The sequence below is a fragment of the Marinobacter sp. NFXS11 genome, from assembly GCF_040148675.1.
Taxonomy (GTDB): domain Bacteria; phylum Pseudomonadota; class Gammaproteobacteria; order Pseudomonadales; family Oleiphilaceae; genus Marinobacter.
The window spans coordinates 1,068,091-1,084,443 of the sequence record NZ_JAGDDV010000001.1; the positions used below are offsets into that span (position 1 = coordinate 1,068,091).

General features: G+C 57.5%; 18 protein-coding genes. 3 read left to right on the top strand and 15 right to left on the bottom strand.

The window, feature by feature from the left end; translation table 11 throughout:
• Window positions 1-5 precede the first annotated feature (5 nt).
• The 6 genes from purB to J3362_RS05040 form a co-directional block, all read right to left on the bottom strand.
• Window positions 6-1,373 carry an adenylosuccinate lyase gene (gene purB, locus J3362_RS05015; protein WP_349518393.1) on the bottom strand — a complete coding sequence of 456 codons (1,368 nt, stop codon included), beginning with the start codon at window positions 1,371-1,373 and terminating at the stop codon, window positions 6-8.
• Between the two features lie 87 nt (window positions 1,374-1,460).
• Window positions 1,461-2,105 (bottom strand): high frequency lysogenization protein HflD, encoded by a 645-nt coding sequence (hflD, locus tag J3362_RS05020; protein ID WP_349518394.1) that lies wholly within the window; start codon window positions 2,103-2,105, stop codon window positions 1,461-1,463.
• Window positions 2,102-3,289, bottom strand: coding sequence for a tRNA 2-thiouridine(34) synthase MnmA (gene mnmA / locus J3362_RS05025; protein ID WP_349518395.1), 1,188 nt, complete (start codon window positions 3,287-3,289; stop codon window positions 2,102-2,104). Before mnmA ends, hflD begins: the two co-directional genes overlap by 4 nt.
• 36 nt (window positions 3,290-3,325) lie before the next feature.
• Window positions 3,326-3,790 (bottom strand): NUDIX hydrolase, encoded by a 465-nt coding sequence (locus tag J3362_RS05030; protein ID WP_349518396.1) that lies wholly within the window; start codon window positions 3,788-3,790, stop codon window positions 3,326-3,328.
• The gene (locus J3362_RS05035; protein WP_349518397.1) at window positions 3,787-4,419 is read right to left on the bottom strand and encodes a pseudouridine synthase; all 633 of its coding nucleotides are present in this window, start codon (window positions 4,417-4,419) and stop codon (window positions 3,787-3,789) included. Before J3362_RS05035 ends, J3362_RS05030 begins: the two co-directional genes overlap by 4 nt.
• 187 nt (window positions 4,420-4,606) lie before the next feature.
• Window positions 4,607-4,918 carry a cold shock domain-containing protein gene (locus J3362_RS05040; RefSeq protein WP_349518398.1) on the bottom strand — a complete coding sequence of 104 codons (312 nt, stop codon included), beginning with the start codon at window positions 4,916-4,918 and terminating at the stop codon, window positions 4,607-4,609.
• Between the two features lie 306 nt (window positions 4,919-5,224).
• Between J3362_RS05040 and clpS the strand changes: the two genes are divergently transcribed.
• Together clpS and clpA are read left to right on the top strand one after the other, a co-directional pair.
• On the top strand, window positions 5,225-5,584 hold the full coding sequence (gene clpS / locus J3362_RS05045; protein WP_349519250.1) for an ATP-dependent Clp protease adapter ClpS: 360 nt from the start codon (window positions 5,225-5,227) through the stop codon (window positions 5,582-5,584).
• An 18-nt stretch (window positions 5,585-5,602) separates the two neighbouring features.
• Window positions 5,603-7,873, top strand: coding sequence for an ATP-dependent Clp protease ATP-binding subunit ClpA (gene clpA, locus J3362_RS05050; protein WP_349518399.1), 2,271 nt, complete (start codon window positions 5,603-5,605; stop codon window positions 7,871-7,873).
• Between the two features lie 105 nt (window positions 7,874-7,978).
• Here clpA and infA read toward each other — a convergent pair whose 3' ends face one another.
• From infA to J3362_RS05095, 9 genes are all read right to left on the bottom strand, one after another.
• Window positions 7,979-8,197 carry a translation initiation factor IF-1 gene (gene infA / locus J3362_RS05055; RefSeq protein WP_008169200.1) on the bottom strand — a complete coding sequence of 73 codons (219 nt, stop codon included), beginning with the start codon at window positions 8,195-8,197 and terminating at the stop codon, window positions 7,979-7,981.
• Between the two features lie 80 nt (window positions 8,198-8,277).
• Window positions 8,278-8,991, bottom strand: a complete 714-nt coding sequence (locus J3362_RS05060; protein ID WP_349518401.1) for an arginyltransferase — start codon at window positions 8,989-8,991, stop codon at window positions 8,278-8,280.
• Window positions 8,992-9,705 carry a leucyl/phenylalanyl-tRNA--protein transferase gene (gene aat / locus J3362_RS05065; protein ID WP_349518403.1) on the bottom strand — a complete coding sequence of 238 codons (714 nt, stop codon included), beginning with the start codon at window positions 9,703-9,705 and terminating at the stop codon, window positions 8,992-8,994. It lies immediately after the preceding gene.
• A 195-nt stretch (window positions 9,706-9,900) separates the two neighbouring features.
• Window positions 9,901-10,854 (bottom strand): thioredoxin-disulfide reductase, encoded by a 954-nt coding sequence (gene trxB / locus J3362_RS05070; RefSeq protein ID WP_008169196.1) that lies wholly within the window; start codon window positions 10,852-10,854, stop codon window positions 9,901-9,903.
• A 142-nt stretch (window positions 10,855-10,996) separates the two neighbouring features.
• On the bottom strand, window positions 10,997-11,908 hold the full coding sequence (locus J3362_RS05075; RefSeq protein WP_014577419.1) for an AAA family ATPase: 912 nt from the start codon (window positions 11,906-11,908) through the stop codon (window positions 10,997-10,999).
• A 7-nt stretch (window positions 11,909-11,915) separates the two neighbouring features.
• The gene (locus J3362_RS05080) at window positions 11,916-12,839 is read right to left on the bottom strand and encodes a carbon-nitrogen hydrolase (RefSeq protein WP_349518404.1); all 924 of its coding nucleotides are present in this window, start codon (window positions 12,837-12,839) and stop codon (window positions 11,916-11,918) included.
• Window positions 12,839-13,888 (bottom strand): agmatine deiminase family protein, encoded by a 1,050-nt coding sequence (locus J3362_RS05085; RefSeq protein ID WP_349518405.1) that lies wholly within the window; start codon window positions 13,886-13,888, stop codon window positions 12,839-12,841. The genes J3362_RS05080 and J3362_RS05085 overlap by 1 nt, the downstream gene beginning before the upstream one ends.
• Before the next feature lie 101 nt (window positions 13,889-13,989).
• On the bottom strand, window positions 13,990-14,292 hold the full coding sequence (locus tag J3362_RS05090; RefSeq protein WP_349518406.1) for a hypothetical protein: 303 nt from the start codon (window positions 14,290-14,292) through the stop codon (window positions 13,990-13,992).
• Window positions 14,293-14,387: 95 nt separating this feature from the next.
• Window positions 14,388-14,975 (bottom strand): PilZ domain-containing protein, encoded by a 588-nt coding sequence (locus tag J3362_RS05095; RefSeq protein ID WP_349518407.1) that lies wholly within the window; start codon window positions 14,973-14,975, stop codon window positions 14,388-14,390.
• 123 nt (window positions 14,976-15,098) lie between these two features.
• Here J3362_RS05095 and J3362_RS05100 point away from each other — a divergent pair, with 123 nt between their 5' ends.
• A complete protein-coding gene (locus tag J3362_RS05100; protein WP_349518408.1) occupies window positions 15,099-16,340 on the top strand; it encodes a lipoprotein-releasing ABC transporter permease subunit in 1,242 nt (413 codons plus the stop codon).
• Window positions 16,341-16,353: the final 13 nt, after the last annotated feature.

Below are 16,353 nucleotides of genomic sequence, written 5' to 3' on the forward strand. Positions count from 1 at the left end.
CGGTTTCAGATGTTTTGTGCCTGATCGACTGCGTTACCGATGTAACGGCCCGGCGTCAAAGCCATCAGTTCGGCCTTGGCCTGCTCCGGAATGTCGAGGCTCTCAACGAAATTCTTGATTACTTCCGGCGTCATTGCCTTGCCGCGGGTCAATGCCTTGAGTTTTTCATAGGGCTTTTCGATATTGTAACGACGCATCACCGTTTGGATCGGCTCGGCAAGCACTTCCCAGGCATGGTCCAGATCTTCATCCAGTCGGGCTGGATTGATTTCCAGTTTGCCCAGGCCTTTGAGGGTGGCTTCGTAGGCAATCAAACTGTGCGCAAAGCCAACACCCAGGTTACGCAGTACGGTGGAGTCGGTCAGATCCCGCTGCCAGCGTGATATCGGCAGTTTGGCGGAGAGGTGGCTGAACAGTGCATTGGCGATGCCAAGGTTGCCCTCGGAGTTCTCGAAATCGATGGGATTGACCTTGTGGGGCATGGTCGAAGAGCCCACTTCGCCTTCCACTGTTTTCTGCTTGAAATAGCCGAGGGAAATATAGCCCCAGACGTCACGGTCCAGGTCGATCAGGATGGTGTTGAAGCGAGCGACAGAGTCATACAGCTCGGCAATGTAATCGTGCGGCTCGATCTGGGTGGTATAAGGGTTCCAGTTGAGCCCGAGGCTCTCGATGAACTCCCGTGCGTTCTGGGCCCAGTCGATTTCCGGATAGGCGGAGAGATGGGCGTTGTAATTACCCACGGCACCGTTGATCTTGCCCAACAGCTCGGTTTCCCGGATCTGTTTCACCTGGCGCCGCAGACGGTGAACGACGTTCGCCAGCTCTTTGCCCACGGTCGTGGGCGAGGCCGTCTGGCCGTGAGTGCGCGACAGCATCGGCTGTTCGGCGTGGTCATGGGAAAGCTGGGCCAACTTGTCGACAACGCGGTCCATGGCCGGCAGCAGGCCGTGGTCGAGGCCTTCTCGAAGCATCAGTGCATGGGAGAGGTTATTGATGTCTTCAGAAGTGCAGGCGAAGTGAACAAATTCCGTGACAGCGTGCAGCTCAGGAACGCCGGCGATCTTTTCCTTGATGAAGTACTCCACCGCTTTCACATCGTGATTGGTGGTGCGTTCGATGTCCTTGATACGCTCTGCATCTTCCAGGCTGAACTCGCTCACCAAGCGGTCCAGGAAGCTGTTGGCGTCGGATGAAAACGCGGGAACCTCGGCCACACCAGGGTGAGCGGCCAGTTTCTGCAGCCAGCGGATCTCGACGGTCACCCGGTTCCTGATCAGGCCATACTCACTGAAAATTTCACGGAAGACGCTGACCTTGTTGCCATAGCGTCCATCGACCGGGGAAATGGCGGTCAGGGCGGTGAGTTCCATCGAAAACCTCTCAAGTCATCAAAGAATCGGATCAAAAGAAAATAGGGGAGCACATCATACACCACCGCCGGCTCTGAATCAGCGCCGTCAGTGGTAGAGGGAGCGATTGGCTTCTTCGGCCAGCTCGCCGGCCAGCCCGATCACTTTCTTGCGGGCAAAGATCAGTTGCCAGCGTCGGCCGCCGGTCTGGCGCCAGAGCACGGCAGAGCGGATGCCCGCCAGCAGCAGTGCCCGCACTTTCGCGGCATTCTCCTCACGCTGGAGCACAGAGGCATTACCGCTCACCTGGATACGCTGGCGAAAGGTGCTGATGGTATCGGCGTAGACGGAAGCCAGATTGCTGATCAAATTCGGGTGTGTGTAGCCGAAGTGGCTGGCGGTGTGCCTGGCCTGATCAATGCGGCTGCCAATCACGTCCAGCATGTCAGAGCGGCGATTCAGTTTGGATTCTAGCTGGATCAGGTTGAGGGCATAGCGCAGTACTTCGATGTCCTGCTGCCGGGACTGCTGGCTGAGAACCGAGGAAAGGGTGACAAGGCCTTCGCGGATGTCGCGAAGCTCGCCTCCGTAGACGTCCAGTGTGTTCTCGGGGTTGGTGGCAAACAGGGATCGGATAGATGTTTCGAGGCTGGCCTCATTGCACTGGCCATTGTGGGCAATCTGCTGGACCAGGTTGGCGGCCTGGAATACCCCGGCCAACGCCAGGGTCTGATCCTTGAGTGTGCGGCTCATGCGGTCTGTTCCTCGGAACGGGTGCCGGTCAGACGGTCTGGAAGTGGTTCGTCGTCACGCCAGGTCTGCTCAATAACGCCGCCACCAAGGCATACCTCGCCGTCATAGAAAACCACGGACTGCCCGGGTGTGACAGCCCGCTGGGCGTCGTCAAAATCGACGCGGACACCGCCGTCGATCAACAGAACCTGGCAATCCTGATCCGGCTGGCGATAACGGGTCTTGGCCTTGCAGCGGAAACGTCCAGCAGGTGCCTCTCCGGCAACCCAGTCGATCGGGCCGGATACCAGGCCACGGGAAAAGAGCAGGGGATGGTGTTTGCCCTGAGCCGCCACAAGCACATTGCGGCTGAGGTCTTTCTCCGCCACATACCAGGGCTCGTCCCCGAATTCACTGAGACCGCCAATGCCCAGGCCCTGTCTCTGGCCGATGGTGTGATACATAAGGCCCTGGTGCCGGCCAATTTTCTGGCCGTCCGGTGTTTCAATATCGCCGGGCTGGGCCGGAAGGTATTGCTTCAGGAAGTCTTTGAACTTGCGTTCGCCGATAAAGCAGATGCCGGTGGAGTCTTTTTTATCATGGGTAACGAAACCCTGCTGCTCGGCAATACGGCGGACTTCCGGCTTTTCCAGCTCGCCGACCGGGAAAAGGGTCCGCGCAATGCGGTCGCCGGAGACGGCATGCAGGAAATAGCTCTGGTCCTTGTTCGGATCCAGTCCCTTCAGGAGTTGGGCCTTGCCGGCGGAACCAGGAATCGGCCGTTGCCGGGCGTAGTGGCCCGTTGCGATATAGTCGGCGCCAAGGGTGATGGCATAGTCCAGAAAAGCCCGGAATTTCACTTCTTTGTTACAAAGAATATCCGGATTGGGTGTTCGTCCGGCCTGATATTCGGAGAGGAAGTGCTCAAAAACCCGGTCCCAGTACTCGGCCGCAAAACTGGCGGTGTGAAGTTTGATGCCGATAGCATCGGCTACGGCCTGCGCGTCGGCCAGATCTGTCATGGCCGTGCAGTACTCGGTGCCGTCATCCTCGTCCCAGTTCTTCATGAACAGGCCTTCAACCTGGTAGCCCTGGTCTTTCAGAAGCCAGGCGGCCACTGAAGAATCCACGCCGCCGGACATGCCGACGATCACGCGCGTGCTGGCGTTGCTTTTTGAAGAGGAGGCTTCGGGTGCGTTGGTCATGACAGCTTCGTTACCGGCTAAAAAACCGCGAGTTTATCATCTTTCCGAGGGCGCCGTCTGCGCGTCCACCACCACGTCCAGCGGGTATTGCCGGCCGTTTCGGTAATCTTCTATGCACTGGATGACCAGCGGACTGCGCAGTTTGTCCCCCAGCGCGCGGATTTCATCAAGGGTTAGCCAGTGGGCGGCAATGATGCCATCGTCCAGCTGTTCGGTGGCCCGGTCGCGAGCCCGCGCGGTATAGCAGAAACGATAGTAGGTAACGCCATTGGCCGGAGCCTTGTAGGTGTAAATGCCAAGGAAGTGTATGGGCTCTATGTTCCAGCCCGTCTCTTCAAGGGTTTCCCGTCGAACGGCATCCAGAATGGCTTCATCTTCTTCGACATGGCCAGCCGGCTGGTTGAAAACAACCTTGCCGCCGCTGACCTCTTCAACCATCAGGTAACGGCCGGCTTCATCCTCGACTATAACGGCCACGGTAGCATGGGGTGTCCAGGTCATGATTTCCGGTTTCTCCTGGTTCGGGCGCCAGCGGCGTTGCCGCGGCGGGTTGGTTTTGGTGAAGCGGGTAGATTGACGGTGACCGTTCGATGCGCCCCGGATTCGAGGCCGTCAAGGGTCCAGTCACCAATCCGGTACCGGATCAGGCGAAGTGTCGGAAACCCGACGGCAGCGGTCATTCGACGTACCTGCCGGTTCCTGCCCTCGGTTATCGTCAGTTCAATCCAGCTCGTCGGAATGTTATCTCGATGTCGCACCGGAGGCACTCTCGGCCAGACCGCCGGGGCAGGCATTCTATCGGCTTTTGCCGGCCGGGTCAGACCTTCCTTGAGCTGCACACCGGTAGCCAGGTGTCTCAGCGCTTCTTCAGAAATGTTTCCTTCTACCTGCACCCAGTAGGTCTTTGGCATCTTCAGTGATGGTGACGCTATGCGGTGTTGGAGGGAGCCTTCAGCGGTCAGAAGGAGCAGGCCTTCGGAATCGTAGTCCAGACGTCCGGCCGGATAAATACCCGGGATGCGCACGTAATCTGCCAGGGTAGCGCGAGGTGGTTTACTTCCGGAAGCGCCATCGTCTGTGAATTGGCTAAGAACATGAAAGGGTTTATTGAAAAGCACGAGTTTGGCCATGCGCAGGTCTTTTCCCGGATATCCGCTGTCTTTGAGGAGTGCAGCGTACTGCAAACAAGAAGGCTGGCAAAGTTGGGCGAATGCCAGCGTCCGACGGAACCTGTTATCCGGAATTTTTTGAAGGGCAAAAAAAGAGACGCCCACCAGCAGACGACCGGTGGGTGTGATTTTGCGTTACCAGGACAGATCAGGCGTTGACTGCGCGGGGCGGATAGCCGTCCCTGCCTGATTCCTGCTGGTCTGATTTTCCGGCAGAGTCGCTGCTGGCGTCTGTTTGTGCCTTGCCGGCAGGCAACTCGTCGGGAACGATGTTGACTGCGTGAATGCCCTTGTCGCTGGGCTTTTTGTCGAAGGTTACGGCCTGGCCAGCTTTTAAGGTCTTGTAGCCGTCCATTTGCACCGAAGAGAAGTGCGCAAACAGGTCGTCACTGCAGCCATCCTCGATGATGAATCCGTACCCTTTGGCATTGTTGAACCACTTGACCTTGCCTCTTGGCATGATGAACTCCCCTGTTCTTTTGCTGTCTCTATTCTTGTTGATTCTCTGTGTGCCTATCGGCGCCGTCGCACAGTCGGTCCGAATCCTGTTACACAAACCTTGCATGGATTTACATTATTTTACATTGCAACTTAACTTTCGACCAATCATCGCGGTGAGTCAATAGTTTCTATGCCGGGAATGTGTGGTTGAACGCAGTCTGGAAGCGGTATCATGTTCGTATTGATAAATATCTCATGCCCCGCTTGAAAACCCGGGGGCGGACATCCACATTTAACAGGAGCACCGATAAACCGGTAAGGAATGATGCGGACTATCGAAAATTCTCTACTAGTATTCAATCAGGGGGAGGACGAACAACCGGGGCGACAAGATGACCTCAGCGTTGCTCCCGAGAAGCCTGCTCTCAAGCGTCCGGCGCAATACAGGGTGGTGCTTCTGAACGATGATTACACGCCCATGGATTTTGTTGTGGAAGTGTTGATGACGTTCTTCGGAATGAACGAGGAAAAGGCGACCCAGGTGATGCTGCTCGTCCATACGCAGGGAAAAGCTGTATGCGGGGTTTATACCCGGGACATCGCGGAAACAAAGGCGGCACAGGTGAACCAGTATTCCTCGGAATGCGAACATCCGCTCCTTTGCGAGATTGAACGTGCGGACTGATAGACGTTGGGGTGGCCCATGCTGAGCAAAGATCTAGAAATTACGCTGAATACGGCCTTCAAGAATGCCCGGGACAAGCGTCATGAGTTCATGACTGTGGAGCATTTGTTGCTGGCCCTACTGGATAATGAATCGGCAGTGGGCGTCCTGAAAGCCTGTGGTGCAGACCTCAAGCGGCTTCAGGAAGAGCTTGTCGAATTCGTGGACTCCACCACACCTTTGATTCCGAGCAGCGACAGTGAGCGCGAGACCCAGCCAACACTGGGGTTCCAGCGAGTCCTGCAAAGGGCTGTGTTCCATGTGCAGTCTTCGGGCAAGAAAGAGGTAACCGGCGCTAATGTGCTGGTAGCCATCTTCAGTGAACAGGAAAGCCAGGCGGTGTATGTGCTCAAGAAACAGAGCATTGCCCGCATTGACGTGGTCAACTTTGTTTCCCATGGCATTTCCCGGGTGCAGGGCGCCGAAGATCAGGAAAGTCATGATCAGGCATCGCACGAAGAGGCTGGCGAGGAAGGCGGACAATCCAAGCCCCTTGAAAGCTACGCTACCAACCTGAACGAGCAGGCCCGTCAGGGCCGAATTGATCCGTTGATCGGCCGTGAACACGAAGTCGAGCGGGTGGTCCAGATCCTTGTGCGCCGCCGGAAGAACAATCCGCTGCTGGTCGGCGAGGCCGGGGTCGGCAAAACCGCCATTGCGGAGGGGCTCGCCAAGCGTATCGTCGACGGACAGGTTCCCGATATTATTTCCGATGCGGTGGTCTACTCGCTGGATCTGGGTGCCCTGCTGGCCGGAACCAAGTACCGCGGCGATTTCGAAAAGCGTTTGAAAGGTCTGCTTGCCGAACTCAAAAAAGAAAACCATGCGATCCTGTTCATCGACGAGATTCACACCATCATCGGAGCGGGCTCTGCCTCCGGCGGCGTGATGGATGCGTCGAATCTGTTGAAGCCCATGCTCAGTTCGGGTGAAATCCGGTGCATTGGCTCTACAACGTTCCAGGAGTTCCGGGGTATTTTCGAGAAAGACAGTGCCCTGGCGCGCCGTTTCCAGAAAATCGATGTGAACGAGCCCAGTGTTGAGGACACCTACCAGATCCTGAAGGGCCTCAAGCCGAATTTCGAAAAGCACCACGATCTCAAATACACCGACAAGGCGCTTCGGGTGGCTGCAGAGTTGTCCGACCGTTACATCACCGATCGTCACCTGCCGGACAAGGCGATTGACGTCATTGACGAGGCGGGCGCGCGTCAGAGGCTGCAGCCAGAAGGCAAGCGCAAGAAGACCGTTGATGTCACCGAGATTGAGGATGTGGTTGCAAATATTGCCCGTATCCCACCGAAGAACGTGTCTACCAGCGACAAGGATCTCCTAAGGAACCTGGAACGGGATCTGAAGATGACGGTCTTTGGCCAGGATCCGGCCATCGAATCGCTGGCCACTGCTATCAAGCTGGCTCGCGCCGGACTCAAGGCCCCAGAGAAGCCGGAGGGTGCCTTCCTGTTCGCAGGGCCGACCGGTGTCGGTAAAACCGAGGTAACCAAGCAGTTGGCCAAGGTTCTGGGTATCGAACTGGTACGTTTTGATATGTCGGAGTATATGGAGCGGCACACCGTATCACGGCTGATCGGTGCGCCTCCCGGCTACGTTGGGTACGATCAGGGCGGCCTGTTGACCGAGTCGGTGAACAAGCATCCGCACTGTGTCCTGCTGCTGGACGAGATCGAGAAGGCCCATCCGGAAGTGTTCAACCTCCTGCTGCAGGTCATGGATCACGGCACGCTGACGGATAACAATGGCCGCAAGGCAGATTTCCGCCACGTGATTCTGGTGATGACCACCAATGCCGGTGCCGAGAGCATGGCTCGTCGCTCTATTGGCTTCAGCGAGCAGGATCACAGCACCGACGGTATGGAAATTATCAGCAAGACCTTCACACCGGAATTCCGCAATCGCCTGGATGGTATCATCCAGTTCGGCGACCTGCAGATCGACACCATCACCCACGTGGTGGACAAGTTCCTCACCGAGCTGCAAGCGCAGCTGGACGAGAAGCATGTGGTTCTGCATGTGGATGATGAGGCGAAGGCCTGGTTGGCCGAAAAGGGCTACGACGTCACCATGGGTGCCCGTCCCATGTCCCGTCTGATCCAGGACAAGATCAAGCGACCACTGGCCGAGCAGATCCTGTTCGGGCGTTTGTCAGAGAAGGGCGGGGATGTCTTCATCCACCTGCGGGATGACGAGCTGGTATTCGATTACGAGGACGAGCCTGCAGAGGCGGTCTGAGACAGGCTCGATTAAAGAAAAACCGCTGCCCGGGTGACCGGCAGCGGTTTTTTTGTGCTCTGACGAAAAAAGCCCCCGAAGGGGCTTTCAGATGTCACGTGAGCATCAACGGGCGCGATATACGATCCGGCCTTTGCTCAGGTCGTAGGGAGTCAGCTCAACCTTGACCTTGTCACCTGTCAGGATGCGGATGTAGTTCTTGCGCATCTTTCCGGAGATATGGGCTGTTACAACATGACCGTTGCTAAGCTCAACGCGGAACATGGTGTTTGGAAGGGTATCGATAATAACGCCTTCCATTTCAATGGCATCTGATTTCGGCATTCAGTAGAAACCTCGTTTGAATATGCTTCTGGTGATTCTAAATTGCGCAATTCTGCCTGATTTATCGGCGTTTGGCAAAGTTAGCCTGCGTCCAGTTCACGCCAGTGCCCGTCTCTCAGTGCTTCGATGGGTCGGAAGCGTGTTTTGTAATTCATTTTTCGGCACTGCTTGATCCAGTAACCGAGGTACAGGTGGGGAAGCCCCCTGCGGCGGGCTTCCTCAATTTGCCAGAGGATTGCGAAGGTACCCAGGCTGCGGTCCTCCAGATCAGGGTCGAAAACTGTATAGATGGCCGATAGGCCATCATCCAGAAGATCGACGGCTGCCAGTCCTACCAGCTGGTCGCCCTGGTGGATTTCCAGAAACCAGGAATCGGTTGCACCCTCCACCAGAAACGAGGTGAACTGTTCCCGGGTCGGCGGGTACATATCGCCGTCCTTGTGCCTTTGTTCGATGTAATTGGCGTATAGCTGGTAATACCTTTCCGCAAAGGTGGCGGGCACCATGGTGCACTGCAAATCCTTGTTTTTCCGGAGAACCCGCCGCTGGCTTCTGTCCGGCTTGAAATCATCAACTTTCAACCGAACCGGTATGCAGGCATTGCACTGCTCACAGTGAGGGCGGTAGTAGTGGGATCCGCTGCGGCGAAAGCCGAGAGCCGTGAGTTGGCTGTAAAGTTTTTTGTCGATATGAGCCCGCGGATCCACAAACATGGTGGTGGCCTCGCGGTCTGGCAGGTAGCTGCAATCGTGGGGCGGTGTCGCGAAAAACACCAGGGTTCTGAGATTGCTCATTCACTCCTCCGGCCCGGGCCAACGCCATCGGAAGGTCCAGTCGGTCTGATCCGGTTTCTGATCGATGCTCATCCTGAGTATAGATAAAAACTCTTCCCGGGGAATAGTCCGTGCGCCCATGGTCAGCAAATGCCGGCTCTCGACCTGGCAGTCCATGACCCGGTAGCCCCAGAGCTGTAATTGGTGCGCCAGGTGAACCATGAGAACTTTGGACGCGTTGGTTTCCAGAGAAAACATGGATTCACCGAAGAAACACCGGCCAATGGCCAGTCCGTACATGCCACCGGCCAATTCACCACGCTGGTTCCAGATTTCGATGGAGTGGGCGACGCCCATGCGATGCAGCTCTGAGTAGCTGGCAATCATTTCTTCGGTAATCCAGGTACCTTCAGCACGGGTGGAGGCGCACAGGCGGATGATTCGTCCGAAGTGTCTGTCAGCGGTCACCTGGAAGCGTTGTTGGTTCAGGGTTCGGCGCAGGCTGCGGGACACGTGGATTTCGTTGGGAAAAAGGACACACCGCGGATTCGGTGACCACCACAAAATGGGCTGGTCGTCGCTGTACCATGGGAAGATGCCGTTCCGGTAGGCCAGTATGAGTCGCTCGGTGGAAAGGTCGCCGCCGAGGGCAAGAAGGCCGTCCGGGTCGTCCAGGGCTTCGTTGGCGGGGGGGAACCAGAGTTGGTCCGGGTCTAGCCAGGGTAGTGAGGTCATCCTTCTCCGGCAATTACTGCGATGTTTCGGGCCTATAGAGTTCAGGCCGGTGGGAGCCGCCTTCTGAAACACGCTGTGAATACGTCCTTGTACGCTTGGCTCCGCCATCCATGGCTCCGCACAGTTTCAGAAGGCGGCTCCCACCGGCCTTCGCAAACTTTTGAGTTCGCGTTCCTTTTTGTTACTGAATCACAATCAGTCTTGCTGATCCAGAAACTTTTCCGCATCCAGGGCGGCCATGCAGCCGAAGCCGGCGGAAGTGACGGCCTGGCGGTAGACGTGGTCGGCTACGTCGCCGGCTGCGAATACGCCGGGGATGCTGCTCTGGGTGGCCATGCCTTCGAGGCCGGAGCGGATGCGGATGTAGCCGTTCTCCATGTCCAGCTGGCCCTGGAACAGGTCGGTGTTCGGCTTGTGGCCGATGGCGATGAATACGCCGGCCAGGTCCATTTCCTGGGTGGAGTCGTCTTTGGTGCTTTTGATGCGCATACCGGTGACACCGGTGCCGTCGCCCAGGACTTCGTCGAGGGTGTGGTCCCAGACGATCTTGACGTTGCCGTTTTCGGCTTTTTCAAACAGTTTGTCCTGGAGGATCTTCTCGGCACGCAGGCTGTCTCGGCGGTGCACCAGGGTCACTTCATCGGCAATGTTGGAGAGGTACAGAGCCTCTTCGACCGCGGTGTTACCGCCGCCAATAACGGCAACTTTCTGCTTCTTGTAGAAGAAGCCGTCGCAGGTGGCGCAGGCTGAGACGCCCTGGCCTTTGAATTTCTCTTCAGACTCGAGGCCGAGATACATAGCGGAGGCGCCTGTAGCAATGATCAGGGCGTCGCAGGTGTACTCGCCGCCATCGCCCTTGAGGCGGAATGGGCGGTTACGAAGGTCGGCTTCGTTGATGGTGTCGTAGACGATGCTGGTTTCGAAGCGTTCGGCGTGCTTGAGCATGCGCTGCATGAGCTCCGGGCCCTGAACGCCGTCGTTGTCGCCGGGCCAGTTGTCGACGTCGGTGGTGGTGGTGAGCTGGCCGCCGACTTCAATACCGGTAATCAGGGTCGGGTTCAGGTTGGCGCGGGCTGCGTAAACGGCAGCGGTGTAACCTGCGGGGCCGGAACCGAGGATGATCAGTCGGGAATGTTTGGTGTCGCTCATTGGGAATTCTCTCACTGAAAAAGCCGTACGTTGCCGGGCCCCGGTTTCAGGGCCAGACGCTTCGGGGAAAGGAGCAAAGGCTAACATGAAAGGCGCGGTCTGCCATTCGTTTTGGCCAATTCCGCTTATAAAACCTTGCTATTTACTCAAGCACAGAAACAGTTGCCAACAGCTGACGAACCCTTTCCGCACTTTTGCCGGACTCGCCCTGTTCGAGACGGTGGGCTGCCACTGCAGGGAACACGGCCTGGATGTCGTCAGGCAGCACGTGATGACGCCCCTCCATCAGGGCCCAGGCCTTGGCGGCCCGCACCAGTCCCAATCCCGCCCGGGGCGAAAGCCCGTACAGAAGGCCGGGCATTCTCCGGCTCTGTTCCAGCAACCGTTGCACGTAATCCAGAAGAGCCGGGCTGGCGGTTATCCGGGTAACGCCCTCCTGCAGAGTTTTCAGGTCGGCCTGGGAGAGCAGGGTCGGCAGCTTTTCGGTCATGGCACGACGGTCTTCGCCCTCCAGCAGCTCCCGCTCGGCCCGTGGGTCCGGATAGCCGAGGCGAAGACGCATAAGGAACCGGTCCAGTTGGGACTCGGGCAGGGGATAGGTGCCGCCCTGTTCGATGGGGTTCTGGGTGGCAATCACAAAGAACGGATGTGGCAGTGGCCTGGTCTCGCCCTCGATCGACACTTGGCGTTCTTCCATGGCTTCAAGCAGGGCGCTCTGTGTTCGCGGTGATGCCCGGTTGATTTCATCAGCCAACACCACTTGGGCAAAAATCGGGCCGGGATGGAATACCAGGCTGCCGGCCTGTTTGTCGTACATGGAGTAACCCAGCACATCCGCCGGAAGCAGGTCGTTGGTAAACTGGATGCGCTGGTACGTCAGCCCCATCACCTTGGCCAGGGCATGGGAAAGGGTGGTTTTGCCCATGCCGGGGATATCTTCAATCAGCAGGTGCCCGCGGGCCAGTAGCCCGCAGAGGGCGAGGCGTACCTGTTGGTCTTTGCCCAGGAGTATCTGGTTCAGTTCACTGACTACGGTATCGACCAGTTTTTTCATTCGGGGCTCAGTCTCTTACGCGTTTGAGGATGTCGCCGTAGGCGTCTATTCGGCGATCTCTCAAATACGGCCAGATACGGCGAACCGATTCACTGCGGTTGCGATCCAGGGTGACGGCAAGGATGCATTCGGAGCTGTCATCGCCCCGGGCCAGCAACTCGCCCTGCGGGCCACAGATAAAACTGTTACCCCAGAAACGAATTCCGTCGCTGTGCCCGGAGGGGTCGGGTTCGGTGCCTACCCGGTTCGGAGCGACGACTGGCAGGTTGTTGGCAACTGCATGGCCCCTTTGCACGGTGACCCAGGCGTCCAGTTGACGCGCCTGTTCATCGGGGTCATCCGTTACATCCCAGCCAATCGCAGTGGGGTAGATCAGGATCTCGGCGCCAGCCAGGGCCATCAGCCTTGCGGCCTCCGGGTACCACTGGTCCCAGCACACCAGCACGCCGAGCCTGCCGATAGACGTATCGATAGGCGTGAAACCGCTGCGGCCATCGTTGAACTGGGCGTCACCGGGCGTGAAGTAGAATTTTTCATAGAAACCCGGGTCGTCCGGGATGTGCATTTTACGGTACAGCCCTGCCATGGAGCCGTCTTTCTCAAACACGACCGCGGTGTTGTGGTACACGCCGTTCATACGACGTTCGAAAATGGATCCAACCAGCACAATACCCAGTTCCCGGGCCAGGTCAGACAGGCGCTTGCTGGTAGGGCCGGGAATCGGCTCTGCCAGCTCGAAAACAGACGTTTCCTCGGTCTGGCAGAAATATAGGGTGGCGTGAAGTTCCTGGAGGACCACCAGGTTGGCGCCACTGGCAACGGCCTCACGGACCAGTTTCTCGGTAGTGGCGAGGCTGGCGGCCTTGTCGCTGCTACAGGCCTGCTGGATGGCGGCAACATTGATTTCGCTTTTGCGCAACTCACTGCTCATCAACTGACTACTCCGGCGGGAATTTGCATGGTCACACAGTGAAGGCTGCCATGTTGACGAATCAAGGGCCGGCAATTGATCGGCACTATTTTTCGTGTCGGAAAGATCTCTTTCATGACAGCGATGGCGTCCTGATCCTGATCAACGCCGTAAACGGGAAGCAAAACCGCCTCATTGATGATCAGGAAGTTGGCGTAGGTAGCCGGAAGACGCTCACCGTCCTCATCATGAATGGCATCGGGCCAGGGCAGAGGCGTCAGCTTGTAGGGGGCGCCGTCGGCCTGGCGGAACTCCTGAAGTTCCTCCTCCATGGCTGCCAACGCGCTGTAGTGTTCATCCGCCACGTCTGGACAAGCCACGTAGCAGATGTGATCCGGGGCGCAAAATCGGGCCAGGGTATCGATGTGGCTGTCGGTGTCATCCCCGGCGAGATAGCCGTGGTTGAGCCAGAGAATCCGCCGGACTCCCAGCACCTCGGAAAGCAGCTGTTCAATCGCCGTGCGATCCATGGCCGGGTTTCGGGTGGGCGTCAGCAGGCACTCGGAGGTGGTGAGCAGAGTGCCCTGACCATCCGATTCAAAGGAACCCCCTTCCAGCACAACACCAACCTGCTGCATCTCGGTTGTGCCGAAGACGCCGGCATTGAAGAGGTGATTGTTTAACGCATCGTCTTTTTCCCAGGGGAACTTTCCGCCCCAGGCGTTGAACCTGAAATCCAGCAGTGTCGGACCTTCATCGGTGAGAATGGTGATTGGTCCATGGTCGCGGGCCCAGGTGTCATTGGCCGGCGCCGGAACCGATTTTACGCGGCCCGAAAAACCATTGTCCTGGGCGTAGCGATTGAGGTCCCGTTCAAGCTCCTGCAGGCGGACAACGTGTTCGCAACTGATAACAAGGTGTTCGTGTGGGAGTACGGCTTTCGCGATGTCGAGGAACACCGGTTCAACTTCGTCGATCAAGCCTGCCCAGTCGGTTCCCGGGTGGGGCCAGGTCAGCATGACGGCACTCTGGGGCGCCCATTCTGCGGGCAACACTCGTTTGGTTGTCACTACGTCACCTTGAATCATAAAAGACGCCATTCTAACCAACGATTGGTTGAACGTCAGGACATGGGAAGGGAATTTCCAGCCTGGAAAGGCCCCTCGGGCCTTCAGCGATTCGGCTTGAGAACGGTGTGGATAACCCGGTCGCCTTCGAAATACACGATAAAGCCCTGATAGTGCCACTGGGTGATCGGTGGCTGGCCCACGGGACCCTCAATTTCCACGGGTGCTCCCCAGGACGCGCGCACTGATGACTGGCTCATGCCGGAGCCGGGGAAACTGGCCTGGTCACGATCGGCCTGGGTGCCGACTGGCACGCGGACCTCTTCAGCTACCGCGGACATCATCGGGAAAAGGGCTAGTGTGGCAGTCACTGCCAGTGCGCCGAACAGGGTAGATTGTTTTCTCATTGATGGGTCTCCATGAAAACTGATGTCCTCGGGAGGACATGGATAAAGCGTAATATCCGAAAAAGATTAGCAAAAGTCACTCGTTTTTCCCCAGTCTACTCCTTTTGACGCTGTCGAATCTGCCACCGCATCACATGTCGTGCGATTTGCTGGCGATCGCTGTCATCAATCCGGGCGAATTCCGTGTGGACCCTTGCTCCGCCTGACGAATCGGGGTGTACCTCGATAACTTGGGCAATTGCGCGGGGCTGGAAAAGTTCGGGTGGGAGGGTCATTCGAACAGCGAGCCGGTCTCCCGGCTGCCAGGCAGGGGTGCTGCTTGAGAACGACAGCCCACCCTCGCTCAGGGTTACTTCCTGCCATTCCTCAGGTTGCAACGGATTTTGCTCAAAGGCCATAATGCGCGCAAGCGTGTCCAGCTTGCCGTTCAGGGATTTGATCAGTCCGGTAAGCAGCCGGTCTTTTTCGGCAAGGCTGGCAAGCTGGGATTTTACGTCCTGATCCAGCCGCCTGAATTCAGCTTTCAGGCTCTCAAGATGGTCGCCGTCGAAGGCATCTTCTTCCAGTGCGGTGCCAGGCGCCAGCTTGCGGATCTCCAGGCCGATGCGGTCTTCAATGCGGAAAAAGTCCCGCCGTTCGGGTGAATAGTCCACCGGTTCGTTGGGGATGTCGGACGACTGCATCGCGGCTCCGGAAGGCTGAATTTTTATTTGGTACAGAACAGTTTAGCAGTTTCCCGTCGTGCTGGAAGGTACCCGGGAAAACCAGACCACGACAGACCCGAAGGTAGCAACAGGCACCTCTCAATGTTCAGACCCTTATCACTCTATATTGGCTTGCGTTACACGGCCGCCAAACGCCGCAATCACTTCATTTCCTTTATTTCCCTTACCTCCATGATCGGGCTGATGCTGGGGGTTGCGGTTCTGATCATCGTGCTGTCGGTGATGAACGGATTCGATCGGGAGCTCAAGCAGCGAATTCTCGGTATGGTGCCCCACGCTACTATTCAGGGAGCCGGGCCGCTTGACGACTGGCAATCAATCGACGCGAGGGTGCAGCAACATCCTCGCGTGTTGGCTGCTGCGCCTTTTATACAGGGGCAGGGTATGGTTACCGGCGGCGGAAATGTTCGTGGGGTCGTGCTCAACGGCATTCTCCCGGACGAGGAGCGCACGGTCTCCATCATTGAAAACCACATGGTCGAAGGGAGTCTCAACGATCTCGTTTCGGGCGAATTCGGTATCATCATCGGTCGGTTGATGGCCGCCAGCCTGCGTCTTGAGATCGGTGACAAGGTAACCGTGGTCCTGCCGGAAGCCTCGGTTACGCCGGCTGGGGTCCTGCCCAGGCTCAAACGGTTCACGGTCAAGGGCATCTTCAGCGTCGGGGCAGAACTGGATGGCAATTACACCCTGATTCACATGGATGATGCCGCCAAGCTCATGCGGACCGGGGGCAAAGCCGAGGGTATTCGCCTGCTGGTAGATGACCTCTTTGCCGCGCCCAAGGTGTCGCAGCAGGCTGCTGAGTCCCTGGGCGGCCGGTATTACGTATCCGACTGGACCCGTACCCACGGCAACCTGTTCCAGGCTATTCGCATGGAAAAAACCATGATTGGCCTGCTACTGATGTTTATCGTGGCCGTCGCCGCCTTCAATATCGTGTCCACGCTGGTGATGGTGGTTACCGATAAAACCGGTGACATCGCGATCCTCAGGACCATGGGGGCAACGCCGGGCCGCATCATGCGGATTTTTATTGTTCAGGGGGCGGTCATCGGTATTTTCGGAACCATTGTCGGCACGGCGCTGGGCGTTTTCGGGGCGCTCAACATCAGCGCCTTTATTTCCTGGCTGGAGGGAGCGCTTGGCCACCAGTTCCTGAGCGCAGACGTGTACTTCATCAGCTATCTGCCCTCCCAGCTGCAATGGCAGGACGTTTTTATCATCAGTGGCGCCGGCCTCGCCATGAGTCTGTTGGCAACCATTTATCCGGCCTGGCGGGCTTCCAGAGTGGATCCGGCGGAGGCGCTTCGTTATGAGTAAGGAACAATCCGCA